We start from the raw sequence: 15,685 nt of genomic DNA on the forward strand, positions 1-15,685 counted from the left end.
CGTGGCGGTGCAGGACGGTGTAAGGGGCGCCCACCCGCAGGTGGCGCCCCTTACCGGTCCGGATCGCGGCCGCAGGCCCCGCCGCTCCTACAGCAGCGCCCTGGTGCGCTCCAGGAGGGTGCGCACCGACCGGTCGGGCAGTTCCGCGACCTCGTCGAAGGCGAACCAGCGCAGCGCCAGTGACTCCTCGCTGACGGACTCCACCGCGCCGGGCGGCGCCACCGCGGCGTACTGGACGTCGAGGTGCCAGGCGCAGGGCACCAGGTGGCGGTCCAGGTTCACCGGGCCGGGGACCAGGAGCTGAAGCCCTGCGATCCCGGATTCCTCGGTGCCCTCGCGCAGGGCGGCGCCCGCCAGCGAGGTGTCGTCGGGCTCGCAGTGGCCGCCGGTCTGGAGCCAGGTCCTGAGCTTGGCGTGCAGGGTCAGCAGGACGCGCCGCCGCTCGGCGTCCAGGATCAGCACGCTGCCGGTCAGGTGCCCGGCCTTGCAGGGCTTCCCCATCCCGTCCGGGTGCGCCGCCAGGTGGGCGAGGTACGCGCGGCGCAGCTCCTCCTGACCGGTGTCGGGGGCGTGCCAGCTCTCCAGGACGCCCACCGCGTCCTCGTACAGGGTGCTCACTTGCCGGTGTCGCCGTCCTCGTCGCCGGAACCCGATTGCCCGTCGTCGCCCGCGTCCTTCGCCGAGGGACCGCCGTCCTCGGCCTGTGCGGGCTTCTCCGGCCCAGCCGCGCCCTCGCGGCCGGTGCCCGGGGCGCCCTTGTCCGTGCTCGTCCCGGGCCCGCGGTCGCCGGCCGTCCCGCCGGCCGCCTCCCCGAGCAGCTTGTCCAGCTCGGAGAAGTCGATGGCGTCGCGGTGCACGAACCCGTCGGGGTCGTCCAGGTCGGCCGCCGTCGGCAGCATGTCGGGGTGCGCCCACAGGCCGTCCCGGCCCTCGACGCCGCGGGCGTCGGTGAGCGATGCCCACAGCCGGGAGGCGTCGCGCAGCCGGCGCGGCCGCAGTTCGAGGCCGATCAGGGTGGCGAAGGTCTGCTCGGCCGGGCCGCCGGTCGCCCGGCGGCGGCGCAGCGTCTCCCGCAGCGCGCCCGCGGACGGCAGGTGCGGCGCGGCGGCCGCGTGCACGACCGCGTCCACCCAGCCCTCGACCAGCGCGAGGGCCGTCTCCAGCCGGGCCAGCGCGGACTTCTGCGCCGGGGTGTCCTCGGGCTGGAACATGCCCTGTTGCAACGCCTCCTGAAGCTGCTCGGGCTGCGTCGGGTCGAGCTGCCCGACGGCCTCCTCCAGGCGCGCGGTGTCGACCTTGATGCCGCGGGCGTAGCCCTCGACGGCGCCGAACAGGTGCGCCCGCAGCCACGGCACGTGGGCGAACAGCCGCTGGTGGGCGGCCTCGCGCAGCGCGAGGTAGAGCCGCACCTCCTCCTGGGGGATGCCCAGCCCGTCGCCGAACGCGGCCACGTTCGCCGGCAGCAGGGCGGCCTTGCCGGACGGGCCGAGCGGCAGTCCGACGTCCGTGGAGCCGACCACCTCGCCGGCCAGGGTGCCGAGCGCCTGCCCGATCTGCGAACCGAACATGGCGCCGCCCATGGACCGCATCATGCCGAGCAGCGGGCCGGTCATGGCCTGCATCTCCTCCGGCAGCACGTCGCCCATGGCGCCGGCGACGCGCTCGGCCACCGGGTCGACCAGGTCCTTCCACACCGGCAGCGTCGCCTCGACCCACTCGGCGCGGCTCCAGGCCACGGCGGTGTTGGCGCCGGACGGCAGGGACGTCACGCCGTCGAGCCACAGGTCGGCGAGGCGGACGGCCTCCTGGACCCAGTCGCGGTCGGCGCGGCCGACGGTCGCGTCCTTCACGCCGTCCGGCGTGCCCTGGGCGACGGTCTGGCGGGCGATGTCCTTGGCCATGTCCCAGTTCACGGGGCCGCCGTCGTAGGAGAGCATCTGGCCGAGCTGCTGGAAGGCCGCGCCCAGGTCACCGGGGTTCAGGGAGCCGAACATCGCCGCGAGCGGGTTGTCGCCGCCGCCCGCGCCGAAGGGGCTGGCGCCGCCGAAGCCGAACGGGTTCGGCTGGCCGCCCTTGGGCTGCTTGCCCTCGTCCCCGTCCTCGGGCTCCTCGGGAGGGACGCCGAATCCGAATGGGATGTCACTCACGGGATTCCTCGGATCTGTGTCGTGATGGGCTGTGTCGGGGGCCTGTACATGGCCGACCGGGCCTCTGACCGCCACCGGTGCGGCGTGTCAGGAGGTCTTGCCGACCGGGCCCGGTGTGATGGGCTCTACCTCCAGCGTAGACACCCGTCCGGCAGGATGGCGCTGTACGTATCTGAGACAACCGTGGGAGACACCCGGTGAGTTCCCCAGAAGCACACGTTCGCCCAGAGCGGAGTCCCGGCCGGTCCGGGTCCGGGCCGGTGGTCGCGATCACGGGCGCGGCTTCCGGGGTGGGGCGCGCGCTGGCCCTGCGGCTCGCCGAGTCCGACCAGGTCAGAAGGGTCGTCGCGATCGACGAGCGGCGTGGCGACGTGCCCGGGGCGACCTGGCGGGTGCTCGACGTGCGCGACCCGGCGATCGCCGAGAAGCTGCGCGGCGCGTCGGTCGTGGTGCACCTCGCGCTCGACCTGGACCTGGAGTCCGACGCGAAGGCCCGCTCGGCGTTCAACGTGCGCGGCACCCAGACCGTGCTCACGGCGGCCGCCGCGGCCGGGGTGCACCGCGTGGTGCTGTGCACCTCGGCGATGGTCTACGGCGCCCAGGCCGACAACGACGTGCCGCTCGCCGAGGACGCGCCGCTGCGCGCCACCTCCGAGGCGAGCTTCGTGGACGACCTGCTGGAGATCGAGCGGCTGGGCCGGCGCGCCCCGCGCGCCCATCCGGGACTGAACGTGACGATCCTGCGGCCGGCGGTCCTGGTGGGCGACACCGACACCGCGCTGACCCGCTACTTCGAGTCGCCCCGGCTGCTCGTGGTGGCCGGCAGCCGCCCCTGCTGGCAGTTCTGCCACGTCGACGACCTCGTCTCGGCCCTGGAGTTCGCGGCGCTGGAGAAGGTCGACGGCGACATGGCCGTCGGCTGCGACGGCTGGCTGGAGCAGGAGGAGGTCGAGCAGCTTTCCGGCATCCGCCGCATGGAACTGCCGGCCGCGGTCGCCTTCGGCGCGGCCTCGCGGCTGCACCGGCTGGGCCTGACCCCGTCCCCGGCCGGCGACCTCGCGTACACCATGCACCCCTGGGTGGTCAGCGGGCGCAAGCTGTACGAGGCGGGATGGCGGCCCCGGTGGTCCAACGAGCAGGTGCTCGCGGAACTGCTCGCGGAGGTCGAGGGGCGCAACTCCGTCGCCGGGCGCCGCCTGGGCCGCAAGGACGCCACCACCCTGGGCGCCGCGGGCGCGACCGTCGCCCTGATCGGCGCGGCCGCCGTGGTGCGCAGCGCGCGCCGCCGCCGCGGACTGTGACCTCCACCCGGCGCCCCCGGGCGGCCGGCCCGCCGAGGGCGGGTCCATCATGGGACCACGGGAGGGGACACGGTTTCCGCCTCGCGGGACGGCGGGGGGAGTGAGGCAGGATGGAAGGCATGGCACCCGTATCCGGCGCGCCCGGAGAGTCCGCGCCCGCGCGCCGCGCAGGCGGGTCCGCGCCCGCCGTGCGCCTGCTCGCGATCCGCGACACGCCCCTGTCGGTCGACGAGGTCCTCGCCGCGGTCGGGGACGACGCGGCTGGCGGCACCGCGCTGTTCGTGGGCACCGTCCGCGACCACGACGAACGCCCCGACGCCCTGGTGACCGGGCTGTCGTACACCGCGCACCCCACGGCCGGGACCGAACTGCGCCGGGTCGCGGAGAAAGTCGCCGCTGACTTCCCCGTCCGGGCGCTCGCCGCCGTCCACCGGGTCGGCGACCTGCGGGTCGGCGACATCGCGGTGGTCGTCGCGGTCGCGTGCCCGCACCGCGGCGAGGCGTTCGCCGCCAGCCGCCGCCTGATCGACGACCTCAAGCGCGAGGTGCCGATCTGGAAGCACCAGACGTTCGCCGACGGCGGGCAGACGTGGGTCGGCGCCTGACGGAGGCAGGCCGGTACCGGACGGGGGCGGGCCGGCGCCTGCTGCGGCGGCGGCCGCGCGACGCCGGATGCCCCGCGACGCCGGCCCCTGGGCCCGCCCCGACGCCGGCCGCGGAACGAACCCTCCGTTAGTGGTACTTCCGGTTGCGTAACCCCGCGCCCCGGCCGAACGTTGTCTTACCGCGTGGTTAATCTGCTCATAGGTCTGATTAATCTCGTTTGGCCCATACGGGATCGGGGAGTTCGCAGTGGCAGCACTCACTTGGTTGCTCATTCCGGTGGCCGCCGCGGCCGCCGCCGCCATCTGGGCCCGCTGGGCCGCCCGCCGGCGCAGCACCGGAGACGGTGCCTCGCTCGCCGGCTACGAGCGGTTCCGGCAGGCCATGCAGGCGTCCTCGGCGGTCGCGGCCGGGGCCGGAGGCGCCCCGGTCGCGGCGCTCGACAAGGACACCTCGTCGGACGGCGAGGAGGACTCACCCCGCGGGCCGGTCGTCGGACCGGTCCCGTAGGGTCAGGGCATGTCACGCCGCACCGCGACGCTCCTCGCCTCGACCCTGACGCTCATAGCGCTGCTGTGCGTGGCGCTGGTGACCCCGACTCCGTACGCGGAGATGTCACCCGGGCCGACCGTGAACACCCTGGGCAGCTACGGCGGCGAGAAGGTCATCGACATCTCCGGCCGCACGACATACCCCACCACCGGCAACCTGAACATGACGACGGTGCGCGTCACCGGCGCGGACTACCGGATGAACCTGGTCGAGGCGGTGCTCGGCTGGGCCCGGCACGACGACAAGGTCGTCGAGCACGACACGATCTACCCCGGGGGCCAGACCGCCGAGCAGGCGGACCAGGAGAACGCGGAGGAGTTCAGCCAGTCCCAGGACAGCGCCAAGGTCGCCGCCCTGGAGGAGCTGAAGATCCCCGTGCAGTCCCGGGTGATCGTCGCGAGCGTGGTCAAGGGCGGCGCGGCCGAGGGCCTGCTGCACGCCGGCGACGTGATCAAGGCGGTGGACGGCCACCAGGTCGCCGCGGCCGACCAGGTGGCGACCTTCGTGACCAAGCACTCCCCGGGCGAGAAGACCGTCTTCACCGTGGTCAGGGCCGCCGACGTGAAGAAGAAGTCCCCGCCGACCCAGCAGGTGACGATCACCACCCGCGCCTCCGACGACAGCGGCGCCAAGCGCGCGATCGTCGGCATCGCGGCGGGCGTGGAGCACCTGTTCCCGTTCACCATCAACATCCGGCTGGCGGACGTCGGCGGCCCCAGTGCGGGCATGATGTTCGCGCTCGGCATCATCGACAAGCTCACCCCGGGCTCGCTCACCGGCGGTGCCTTCGTGGCCGGCACCGGGACCATAGACGACAAGGGCGACGTCGGGCCGATCGGCGGCATCAGCCTCAAGACGATCGGCGCCCGCGACAAGGGCGCGAAGTACTTCCTCACCCCGGCCGACAACTGCGAGGAGGCCGCCAAGGACGTCCCCGGCGGCCTCACCCTGGTCAAGGTCAAGACCCTGGACGACGCCATGGCGGCGCTGAAGGACATCCGCAGCGGCGCCACCTCGAAGCTGCCGAGCTGCAAGAGCTGACCGCCGGGGTGCGGCCCCGCCGCCCACTTCCTTCTCCCGCCGCCCGGGCGCTTCCTCCGCCGCCTGCGTGCCTCCTCCGCCGCCCGGGTGCCGGGCCTCCGCCCGGCACCCTGCCGCGGTCAGCCGCCCGCCCTCACTCCTCGAACGTGGCGCTCAGCGCCTCCGCCAGCCCGGGCACCAGGTCCCTGCCGGTCAGCACCTCCGTCGCGGAGTCCTTCTCGCGCAGCCGCACCGCCGACTCCCGCGTCCCGTCGCGCAGCACCCCCACCGTCATCCGCACCTCCTGGCGCTCGGGGTGCGCCGCGACCCAGGCGGTCAGCGCCTTGCCGTCGAGGCCGTCGGGGATGGCCGCCTCGGCGGACGGCGGCAGCATCAGCCGCTCCACGGTGAGCGCGCAGCCCGCGATCACATCCGGCCAGGCGATGGTGGCCAGGAAGTCGTCGAGCGCCTGGCCGGCCGGCAGCTCGTCCTGCTCGATGGGGGTCAGGCCGCCGTCGGCCGGGCCGGCGGCGTCCAGCCCGAGCTGGTCGGCGAGGGCGGGCTCGCGGCTGCGCAGATGGGCGGTGTCGACCAGGGCGAACAGCCGTGCGGGCCGGTCCCAGCCGAGGCCCGCCGCATAGCCGTCGATCTCGAGGACGGCGCGGGTCAGGGGGTTCGCCGCGAGCGGCGAACCTTCGGTCGCAGTGTTGGACATGTCAGTATCCTCCCCCTTCTCCGGCCGGAAACGGGAACCGGCCAAAGCGTCGAGAAGTTGCACCTGTGGGGGTCCGACTCGGGGCGCCCGAGATCACCGACCACTTCGAGGTGCGCACCGTGGTATTCGAGATGCCGGAACGCGACGCGGACGGAGGGGCGTCCGCACCTCGCTTCACCGTGGGCCGCCCGTCGCGGACGGTCCGCGCGCTGCTCGTCGCCGTGGCCGTACTGGCCGTGCTGATGGTCGCGTTCGTGCTGTTCGCCGGCTTCTGGACGAACCTGCTGTGGTACCGGTCGGTGCACTACTCCTCGGTGTTCGGCACCGTGCTGGGCACCAAGGTCGCCCTGTTCCTCGCCTTCGGGCTGCTGATGGCGCTGGCCGTCGGGGCGAACATCCTCCTGGCCTACCGGCTGCGCCCGCTGCCGGGCGCCATGTCGGCCGAGCAGCAGAACCTCGACCGGTACCGCACGGGCATCGCCCCGTACCGGAAGTGGGTGCTGCTCGCGGTCAGCACGGTGGTCGGGCTGGTCGCCGGCGGATCGGCCTCCGGGCACTGGCGGTCGTGGCTGCTGTTCATGAACGCGACGCCGTTCCACGCCAGGGACCCGCAGTTCCACAAGGACGTCTCCTTCTACACCTTCGACCTGCCCTGGTACCGCTTCCTGCTGGCCTTCTGCTTCGCGGTCGTGCTGGTGTCCCTGGTTGCCGCGGTGCTGGTGCACTACCTGTACGGCGGGCTGCGGATCACCTCCCCGGGCGCGCGGGCCGGAGCGGCGGCCACCGGCCACCTCTCGGTGCTGCTGGGCCTGTTCGTCTCCCTGAAGGCGGTCGCCTACTGGCTGGACCGCTACTCCCTCGCCGTGAAGTCCGGCGGCATCAAGGCCACCGACGACTGGACCGGACTGCGCTACGTCGACGCCAACGCCTACCTGCCGGCCAAGACCATCCTGACGTTCATCGCGGTGATCTGCGCGCTGCTCTTCTTCGCCACGCTGTGGCGGCGCACCTGGACGCTGCCGACCATCGGATTCGGCCTGATGGTGCTGTCCGCGGTCCTGATCGGCGGCCTGTACCCGGCGATCGTGCAGAAGTTCCAGGTCCAGCCGAACGAGGCGGTCAAGGAGGCGCCGTACCTCCAGCGCAACATCGACGCCACCCGCGCCGCGTACGGCATCGACGACACGGTCGAGTCCGACTACAAGGGCACCAGCAAGGCGTCGGGCGCCACGCTGCGCGCCGACGCGGGCAGCGCCGCCTCCATCCGCGTGCTGGACCCCAACGTGGTCTCACCGACCTTCCAGCAGACCCAGCAGTCGGGGAGTTACTACTCCTTCCCCTCCACCCTGGACGTCGACCGGTACACGGTGGACGGCAAGGAGCAGGACACCGTGGTCGGTGTCCGGGAGCTGAACGAGAAGGGCATCCCGGAGAAGAACTGGATCAACGACCACTTCAAGTACACCCACGGCTACGGCGTGGTAGCGGCCAAGGGCACCACCGTGACCGGCAACGGGAGCGCGACCGGGGGCGTCGGCGCCGCGAGCGACTCCGACCACGCCGGGCAGCCGGTCTACACCGAGCAGGGACTGCCCACCGCCGGCGCCTTCGGCCCGTACACGCAGCAGATCTACTTCGGTGAGCAGACCACGCAGTACTCCATCGTCGGCGGCCCCACCAAGGAACTGGACTACGCCGCGAAGAAGCACGAGGTGACCACCACCTACCGGGGCAAGGGCGGGGTCGGTCTGGACAACCCGGTCACCAGGGCGGCGTACGCGGTGGCCTTCGGCGAGCCGAAGATCCTCTACTCGGGCGCGATCGGGCACGGTTCGCAGATCCTGTACAAGCGCACCCCCAAGCAGCGCGTCGAGGCGGTCGCGCCCTGGCTGACCATCGACGGCGACCCGTACCCGGCCGTGGTCGGCACGCACGTGGTCTGGATCGTCGACGCCTACACGACGACCGACGACTACCCGTACTCCTCGCGCACGACGCTGGGCCACACCACCGCCGACTCCACCACCGACGACCAGCGGTCCGTGGTGGCGCGCCAGAACCAGGTCAACTACATCCGCAACTCGGTGAAGGCCACGGTGGACGCCTACACCGGCGCCGTGACGCTCTACCAGTGGGACACCAAGGACCCGGTGCTCAAGACCTGGATGAAGGCGTTCCCGCACACGGTGCAGCCCAAGAGCGCGATTCCGGCGGCGCTCATGGCGCATCTGCGCTATCCCGAGGACCTGTTCAAGGTGCAGCGGCAGATGCTGACGCAGTACCACGTCACCAACGCCGCGCAGTTCTACACCGGCAGCCAGGTCTGGCAGGTGTCCGCCGACCCCGACTCCAAGTCGGGCAAGGCGGTGCCGCCGTACTACCTGAGCCTGAAGATGCCCGGCCAGAGCACGCAGAGGTTCTCGCTCACCTCCACCTTCACGCCCAGCAGACGCGGCACCCTCGCGGCGTTCGTCGCGGTGGACTCCGACGCCACCAGCCCCGACTACGGGAAGATACGGCTGCTGGAGACACCGACCGACGACCCCGTGGACGGACCGAAGCTGGTGCAGAGCAAGTTCAACTCCGACGCCGCCTACGCCCAGCAGATCTCCCGGCTGCGCGGCAAGGACTCCACCATCGAGTACGGCAACCTGCTCACCCTGCCGCTGGACGGCGGGCTGCTGTACGTGGAGCCGGTCTACCTGCGCGGCGCGAACGTCGACTACCCGCTGCTGAAGAAGGTGTTCGTCAGCTTCAACGGGCGCAATGCCTTCGACGACACCCTGGACGAGGCGCTGGACGCGGTGTTCGGCAGCGGCGGCGGCACCTCGACGAACCCCACGGTCCCGACGGCCCCCACGAACCCGGGGGGGCCGACCACGACGCCGCCCGGCGGCTCCGCCGACCCCCGGGTCGAGGCCGCGCTGACGAAGGCCCAGAAAGCCTACGACGACGCCCGGTCCGCCATGAGGAAGGGCGACTGGACGGCGTACGGCGAGGCCCAGAAGCGCCTGGGCAAGGCGCTCAAGGAGGCCGAGCGGGCCGAGAAGGCGGCGAAGGCGGCGAAGACCGTCAACCGCCCCGAGGCCGCCGCCACGCCTTCGAAGGCGGGCTGATCAGGTGACGTCCCGCGGCGTGGTACGGTTGGCACACAACGACGCGGGGTGGAGCAGCTCGGTAGCTCGCTGGGCTCATAACCCAGAGGTCGCAGGTTCAAATCCTGTCCCCGCTACCACGACGGCTCGGGGTCTCAAGGGACCCCGGGCCGTTTTTTCGCGCCCACGGCCCGATCGTCGGACGCCATCCCTAGCACTCGCAACCAGCCTCGCAGTCAAGGAAGTTCGAGTCGCTTCACTCCTTCGTGCGACATCGAGTTTAGGGTGTTTGGCCTGACGCCTTGTCGGGAAGTCGATAAAACGCCGAAGTGACCAAGCGGGGTGCGGTATACCAGGTGTACGCCGCTGACAGGTGGTGCGACCATGGGGCTTATGGGGGACGGTGCAGGACTGCTGAACACTCGTCAGAACCGCGAGGAGCGGGAGCCGACAGGCGGCAAGGCCATGACCGTGGCCGGGTTGCTGCCCGCCCCCCGCAGCGGCGAGCCCGTGGGACCGGGCGCGCCCGACGCCGGCCGGCCCGCCGTGCCGCCCCTGCTCACCGAACTGCCCGACGAGGACACCCTCGCCATGCGCGAGGAGGCCGAGATCGAGGCCCGGCACCGGGCGGCCGCCGACGCCGGCGACCCCCGGGCGATGAGCGCGCTCGGCACCCTGCTGCTGCGCCGCGGCGACCTCGACGCGGCGGAGCCCTACCTGCGGGGCGCCGTGCAGGACGGCGAACGCGCCGCCGCCAACAACCTCGCGTTGCTGCTGCACCAGCGCGGGCACGCGGAGGAGGCCGCCGGCTGGTGGCGGATCGCCGCCGTCGCCGGCTCCGCGCCCGCAGCCCACGCGCTCGGCCGCCACCTGCGCGAGCGCGGCGACGAGCCCGGCGCCGACTACTGGCTGCGCCAGGCCGCCGAGGCCGGCCACGCGCTGGGCGCCTACGCTCTCGCCGACCTGCTCGACCACCAGCGCGATGTCGCCGCCGAGCGCTGGTTCCGGGTCGCCGCCGAGCAGGGGCACCGCGAGGCCGCCTACCGGTTGGCGCGGATCTGCGCGGTCCGCGGCCAGGAACGCGAGGCCGAGCAGTGGTACCGCCAGGCCGCCGCCAAGCGGCACCGCCGTGCCGCACTGCGACTCGGCACGCTCCTGGAGGAGCGGGGCGAGCTCAAGGAGGCCGAGCACTGGTACCTGACGGCCGCGCGTGACGGAGAGCCGCGCGCCGCCTGCGCGCTGGGCTTCCTGCTGCGCGACGCGGGCGACGTCGACCAGGCCGCGACCTGGTGGCGGCGCGCCGCCCAGGCCGGGGAGGGCAACGCGGCGAACGCGCTGGGCGCCCTGCACGCCCAGGAGGGCGAGACGCAGACCGCCGAGCGCTGGTACCGCACCGCCATGGAGGCCGGCGACGTCAACGGCGCGTACAACCTCGGGCTGCTGTGCGCGGGCAACGGCCGCGCCGCGCAGGCCGAGCAGTGGTACCGCAAGGCCGCGTACGCCGGGCACCGCGAGGCCGCCAACGCGGTCGCGGTACTGCTGCTCCAGCGCGGGGACGCGGCCGGCGCCGAGCCGTGGTTCTCCAAGGCGGCGGAGGCCGGCAGCATCGACGCCGCCTTCAACCTCGGCATCCTGCACGCCTCCCGGGGCGAGGACGCCACCGCCCGCCGCTGGTACGAGCGGGCGGCCGCGGCCGGCCACGCCGAGGCCGCGCTCCAGGTCGCGATCGCCCTCCAGCGCGAGGGCGACCAGCACGCCGCCGAGCGCCACCTGCGCTGCGCGGCGGGCGGCGGCAGCGCCGAGGCGGCCTTCCGCCTCGGCGCGCTGCTCGACGCCCGCGAGGAGGGCCGCGCGGAGTGCGCCGAGGAGGCGGCCGAGTGGCACGAACGCGCGGCGCGCCAAGGGCACCGCCGCGCCCAGGTGCGGCTCGGCATGGGCGCGGCCAAGCGCGGCGACGTGGTCGGGGCCGCGCACTGGTACCGGCTCGCCGCCGAGGCGGGGTCGCGCAACGGCGCGTTCAACCTGGGGTTGTTGCTCGCGCGGGAGGGCAGCGAGCCCGAGGCCGCGCTGTGGTGGAGCCGCGCGGCCGAGGCCGGGCACGGGCGGGCGGCGCTGCGGATGGCGCTGCTCTCCGCCCGGCGGGGCGACCTCCCGGCCGCGCAGTCCTGGTGTGCCCGAGCGATCGACTGCGGGCCGCCGGAGGTGGCGGAGCGGGCGGCGCGGCTCACGGCGGCGGTTTCCCACGAACTCACTGCGTGATCGCCGAGGCGGTCCGCCCGGGCGGGATCGGTGCTGTCGGCTCCCGGACCACCTGCCGGTGGGGGCGTGCCACGCCGTTCCCCGCGCCCCTGCGGGGGCGCCGCTCGGGGTGGGGGTTGGTGTGGCGGTGGGTGGGGGGGGGTGTCGCGCGGGTGTCCCGCGTCTCTGCGGGGTGCCGCTGGAGGGTGGGGGTTTGTCTGGTGGTGGGTGGGGGCGTGCCGTGCCGTTCCCCGCGTCCCTGCGGGGGCGCTGCTCGGGGTGGGGTGCCACGGGGGAATGGATTTGGTGGGGTCGGGGTGGCGGGGTATGGTGAAGGCACAACGACGCGGGGTGGAGCAGCTCGGTAGCTCGCTGGGCTCATAACCCAGAGGTCGCAGGTTCAAATCCTGTCCCCGCTACCACGTAAGGACGTAAGCCCGAAAGCATGTGCTTTCGGGCTTACGTGTTGTTCGGGCAAAGTCCGGGCGAAGCTGCTTGGTGCAGGCCGGGTGGGGCGCGACGATGGGGGCGGAGAGTCGCGCAAGGCCGGGAGGCGGGTTGCTGCGCAGGCGGCGTCGGGCAGAAGCGGTGGACGTGTCCGCCGAGCGGGTCGCACAGGCGGCGCGGTGGGCCGCGTGGTGCGGCCTTGCGGTTCAGGGACGGCGCCCGGAGGACGTGAGGGCGCTGCTGGCGCGCCTGCGCGAGGCCGCGGCACAGGGTTCGCCGCAGACCCGGGCGGCCGCCGTGGAGGCGCTGGGCCGGGCTCCCGCCGCGCTGCTCACCCTCCTGGACCGGTACGCCCGGGTCCCCGACGCCGGCTCGCCCCACCCGGACCGGTGCCGTGCGCGACCCGCACCGCCGGGAGGTGACGCGCCGTCATCCGACCTGCTCGGCGCGCTCGTCGCGTCGCTGGACCCCGACGGGCGGGTGCGGCAGGCGGCCGTCGAGGCGCTGGCCACCGCCGGGGGCCCGCTGCCCGCGGCGGCGTCGGCGCTGCGCGCGGTGGACCGCGTGCCCCAGGTCGCCGAGCGCGCGCGGGCCGCGCTGCTGGCGCGTACCGCTCCCGACGAGGTGCCCGCGGCGGTGGGCGTGCTGTTGGCGGTCGGCGGACGGCGGCGGGCGCACGGCCTGCTCGGCGCGTACCGCTCGGTGCTGGCCGAGCCGGCGCGGCGCCGGGCGGTCCGGGCGCTCGCCGGCCACGCCGATCCGCCGGTGCGCCGCTTCGGCGTCGAACTCGCCCTGGACCTGGGGGAGTACGTCCGCGGCGACCTGCTGCGCACCGCGCTGCACGACACGGACCAGGTGTGCCGCCGGCTGTGCGCGCAGCGGCTGCTGGAGCTGGACCCGGAGCAGGCGGGACGGTTGCTGTGGGCGAGCGGCGCGGGGGTGCGCGAGCTGGCGGTGTCGGCGCTGCCCGCGGACGTTCCGGCCACCCGCCTGGTGGCGCCGCTGGCGGACCGGGCCCTGATGGTGCGGGCACAGGCGCGGTGGAAGCTCTACCAGCGCGGTGAACCGCCCGCGGACGTCTACCGCAAGCAGGTACGGAAGGCGGCGAGGCGGGCGGACGGCGTGCCGGGCCTGCTGGCCGGGCTCGCCACCGGACTGGGGGAGTGCGGGGACGCCGCGGACGTGGAGCTGCTCGCCCCGTTGCTGCCGGACCCGCGCGCGATGGTGCGCAGGGCCGCGGCGCGTGCGGTGGGGCGGTTGGCGCGGCCGTGCGAACTGGTGCCGCTGCTCGCCCCGTTGGCCAACGACCCGGACCCCGGGGTGGCCCGCGAGGTGTTCCGGGCGCTGGCCCGGGTGCCGGACGACGTGCCGCCGGAGACGCTGTGGATCGGCCGTACCCGGACGGAGCCGGCGGTGCGCCGGCTGGCGGAGCGGATCGGCGCGGCGCGGGCGGCGGGCTACGCGCAGTCCGGGCAGAGCCCGCGGTAGGTGACCTCGGCGGAGGAGACGGTGAAGCCGAAGCGCTCGTCGGCCGGCAGGGCGGCGAGCGGGTCGCCGGTGGGGTGGACGTCGCGGACGGTGCCGCAGCGGGCGCACACCAGGTGCTGGTGCGGGTGGTGCGCGTTCGGGTCATACCGCTTGGCGCGGCCGTCGGTGGCGACCTCGATGATCTCGCCGATGCTCACCATCTCGCCGAGGGTGTTGTAGACCGTCGCCCGGGAGATCTCGGGCAGGCGGGCGGTGGCGCGGGCGTGCACCTCGTCGGCGGTGAGGTGGACGTGGTCCCCGTCGAGCACCTCGGCCACGACGCGCCGCTGCGCGGTCATGCGCCAACCGCGCTCGCGCAGTCGTTCCAGGAGGTCGCTCATGCGGACCAGCCTAACAGTCGGGGTCCTGACAACTACTGGATCCATGGCTGGCTGAAGTCTTGACGTGGACAATGTCCATTGTAGGATCGGATCCGGATCCGGTCACGAAGATCGGCGGCCGACTACGGCAGGCGGCCGGACGCCGCGGTCCAGGCCCTCCGCGGCTGAACCGGCGCTTGACCGTACCGTCGAGGGGGACCGGGAGCCATGGGCACCGGCCCTCCTCGACTTGGCTCCACGCGGTCCCGCGGGGGCGGCCGCGCCGGAGCCGGGGGCCTACGCCGGCACCGCGGTCCGGGCCGGCGCCCACAGGCGGATGATGTCGCGGACGGAGACCACGCCCACCGGGTCGCGCCCGTCCAGCACGATCAGGTGCCGGAAGCCGCCGCGCACCATGGCGGTGGCGGCCTCCTCCAGGGTCCACGCCGGCGCGGCGAAGACGACGTCGGTGGTGGTGTGGTCGTGGGCGTGCTCGCAGTCGGGGTCGAGGCCGGCGCCGACCGCGTCGAGGACGTCGCGCTCGGTGAGGATGCCGAGCCCGCAGGTGTCGGGGTCGAGGACGATGGCCGCGCCGACCCGGCGGGCGGACATCAGCCGGGCGGCCTGGCGGAGGGTGTGGGCGGGGCCGATGGTCAGCACCACCGTGCTCATCGCGTCGCGGACCAGCATGGGAGGCACCTCCAGGGGGAGTGGAGCCGCACGCGTGAACCCCGCGGGGCCGCGCGTGAAAGGCTTCACATATTCACAAGCGAGGGTGTTCTCATGTTCACATGCCCCGCCCCCGCCGGGCAAGGGTCAGGCGCGCCCCAGATATCCCAGAAGCTCCTCGTGCAACAGGCCGTTGGACGCCGCCGCGTCGGCGCCGAACGGCCCCGACACGCCCTCCAGCGAGGTGAACCGGCCACCCGCCTCCCGCACGATCACGTCGTTCGCCGCCATGTCCCAGACGCTCAGCTCCGGCTCCGCGCAGATGTCCACCGATCCCTCGGCGACCATCATGTACGGCCAGAAGTCGCCGTATCCGCGGGTGCGCCAGCAGGTCCGGGTCAGGCGCAGGAAGCCCTCCAACCGGCCCGCCTCCTCCCAGCCGTGCAGCGAGGAGTACGCGAACGAGGCGTCCTCCAGCCGGCCGACCCGCGAGACCTGGAGCCTGGTCGCCGACGCCAGGCTGCGCCCGGTGTAGGCCCCGCCCCCCTTCGCGGCCCACCAGCGGCGGCCGAGCGCGGGTGCGGACACCACGCCGACCACCACCTCGTCGCCGCCCTCGCCCCGCACCGCGAGCGAGATCAGGGTGGCCCACACCGGCACGCCGCGCACGTAGTTCTTGGTGCCGTCGATCGGGTCGACGATCCACCGCCGGGCGCCGCCGCCCTCGCTGCCGTACTCCTCGCCGAGCACCGCGTCGCGCGGCCTGGCACGGGCCAGTTGGCCGCGGATCAGCTCCTCCGCGGCCTTGTCCGCCTCGGTCACCGGGGTCAGGTCGGGCTTGGTCTCCACCTTGAGGTCGATCGCCTTGAACCGCTCCATCGTGGCGGCGTCGGCGGCGTCGGCGAGCACGTGGGCCAGCCGCAGGTCGTCGTTGTAATCGGGCATGTGCCGAACCTATCGATTCGGCCAGGTCCGCGGCCATCGCGTCCGTTCCGGCGCCCCGCGCCGCCGGGGCCCACCGTCCGTCGCGGAGCCTTGACAGAGCGTCCGC

13 protein-coding genes and 2 tRNA genes are annotated in these 15,685 nt (G+C 73.8%); 9 read left to right on the forward strand and 6 right to left on the reverse strand.

Annotated elements, in window-relative coordinates:
* Positions 1 to 87: 87 nt before the first annotated feature.
* The gene (locus tag RVR_RS24265) at positions 88 to 618 is read right to left on the reverse strand and encodes an NUDIX hydrolase (protein WP_202236025.1); all 531 of its coding nucleotides are present in this window, start codon (positions 616 to 618) and stop codon (positions 88 to 90) included.
* On the reverse strand, positions 615 to 2,147 hold the full coding sequence (locus RVR_RS24270) for a zinc-dependent metalloprotease (RefSeq protein ID WP_202236027.1): 1,533 nt from the start codon (positions 2,145 to 2,147) through the stop codon (positions 615 to 617). The genes RVR_RS24265 and RVR_RS24270 overlap by 4 nt, the downstream gene beginning before the upstream one ends.
* Before the next feature lie 197 nt (positions 2,148 to 2,344).
* Here RVR_RS24270 and RVR_RS24275 point away from each other — a divergent pair, with 197 nt between their 5' ends.
* The 4 genes from RVR_RS24275 to RVR_RS24290 all read left to right on the forward strand — a co-directional run bounded on the left by RVR_RS24275 (position 2,345) and on the right by RVR_RS24290 (position 5,644).
* Positions 2,345 to 3,448, forward strand: coding sequence for an SDR family oxidoreductase (locus RVR_RS24275; RefSeq protein ID WP_202236029.1), 1,104 nt, complete (start codon positions 2,345 to 2,347; stop codon positions 3,446 to 3,448).
* Between the two features lie 110 nt (positions 3,449 to 3,558).
* Positions 3,559 to 4,053, forward strand: coding sequence for a molybdenum cofactor biosynthesis protein MoaE (locus RVR_RS24280; protein WP_430393171.1), 495 nt, complete (start codon positions 3,559 to 3,561; stop codon positions 4,051 to 4,053).
* Positions 4,054 to 4,300: 247 nt separating this feature from the next.
* Positions 4,301 to 4,561, forward strand: a complete 261-nt coding sequence (locus tag RVR_RS24285) for a hypothetical protein (RefSeq protein WP_202239709.1) — start codon at positions 4,301 to 4,303, stop codon at positions 4,559 to 4,561.
* Positions 4,562 to 4,570: 9 nt separating this feature from the next.
* Positions 4,571 to 5,644, forward strand: coding sequence for a YlbL family protein (locus RVR_RS24290; protein ID WP_202236033.1), 1,074 nt, complete (start codon positions 4,571 to 4,573; stop codon positions 5,642 to 5,644).
* A gap of 133 nt (positions 5,645 to 5,777) precedes the next feature.
* Here RVR_RS24290 and RVR_RS24295 read toward each other — a convergent pair whose 3' ends face one another.
* Positions 5,778 to 6,338 carry a PPA1309 family protein gene (locus RVR_RS24295; RefSeq protein ID WP_202236034.1) on the reverse strand — a complete coding sequence of 187 codons (561 nt, stop codon included), beginning with the start codon at positions 6,336 to 6,338 and terminating at the stop codon, positions 5,778 to 5,780.
* A 131-nt stretch (positions 6,339 to 6,469) separates the two neighbouring features.
* Here RVR_RS24295 and RVR_RS24300 point away from each other — a divergent pair, with 131 nt between their 5' ends.
* The 5 genes from RVR_RS24300 to RVR_RS24320 all read left to right on the forward strand — a co-directional run bounded on the left by RVR_RS24300 (position 6,470) and on the right by RVR_RS24320 (position 13,606).
* On the forward strand, positions 6,470 to 9,454 hold the full coding sequence (locus RVR_RS24300) for a UPF0182 family membrane protein (protein ID WP_202239058.1): 2,985 nt from the start codon (positions 6,470 to 6,472) through the stop codon (positions 9,452 to 9,454).
* Positions 9,455 to 9,496: 42 nt separating this feature from the next.
* Positions 9,497 to 9,573, forward strand: a tRNA-Met gene (locus RVR_RS24305).
* Between the two features lie 244 nt (positions 9,574 to 9,817).
* A complete protein-coding gene (locus RVR_RS24310) occupies positions 9,818 to 11,692 on the forward strand; it encodes a tetratricopeptide repeat protein (RefSeq protein WP_430393172.1) in 1,875 nt (624 codons plus the stop codon).
* A gap of 324 nt (positions 11,693 to 12,016) precedes the next feature.
* A tRNA-Met gene (locus RVR_RS24315) sits at positions 12,017 to 12,093 on the forward strand.
* Positions 12,094 to 12,346: 253 nt separating this feature from the next.
* Positions 12,347 to 13,606, forward strand: a complete 1,260-nt coding sequence (locus RVR_RS24320; RefSeq protein WP_237404934.1) for a HEAT repeat domain-containing protein — start codon at positions 12,347 to 12,349, stop codon at positions 13,604 to 13,606.
* On the opposite strand, the gene RVR_RS24325 is transcribed toward RVR_RS24320, so the two are convergent.
* The 3 genes from RVR_RS24325 to hisN all read right to left on the reverse strand — a co-directional run bounded on the left by RVR_RS24325 (position 13,576) and on the right by hisN (position 15,579).
* On the reverse strand, positions 13,576 to 13,986 hold the full coding sequence (locus RVR_RS24325) for a Fur family transcriptional regulator (RefSeq protein ID WP_202236037.1): 411 nt from the start codon (positions 13,984 to 13,986) through the stop codon (positions 13,576 to 13,578). The two genes, RVR_RS24320 and RVR_RS24325, sit on opposite strands and share 31 nt — an antisense overlap.
* A gap of 276 nt (positions 13,987 to 14,262) precedes the next feature.
* The gene (locus RVR_RS24330) at positions 14,263 to 14,655 is read right to left on the reverse strand and encodes a CBS domain-containing protein (RefSeq protein WP_202236048.1); all 393 of its coding nucleotides are present in this window, start codon (positions 14,653 to 14,655) and stop codon (positions 14,263 to 14,265) included.
* Between the two features lie 126 nt (positions 14,656 to 14,781).
* Positions 14,782 to 15,579 carry a histidinol-phosphatase gene (gene hisN, locus RVR_RS24335; protein ID WP_202236049.1) on the reverse strand — a complete coding sequence of 266 codons (798 nt, stop codon included), beginning with the start codon at positions 15,577 to 15,579 and terminating at the stop codon, positions 14,782 to 14,784.
* Positions 15,580 to 15,685: the final 106 nt, after the last annotated feature.

Source organism: Streptomyces sp. SN-593 (assembly GCF_016756395.1).
In the GTDB taxonomy this organism is placed as follows: domain Bacteria; phylum Actinomycetota; class Actinomycetes; order Streptomycetales; family Streptomycetaceae; genus Actinacidiphila; species Actinacidiphila reveromycinica.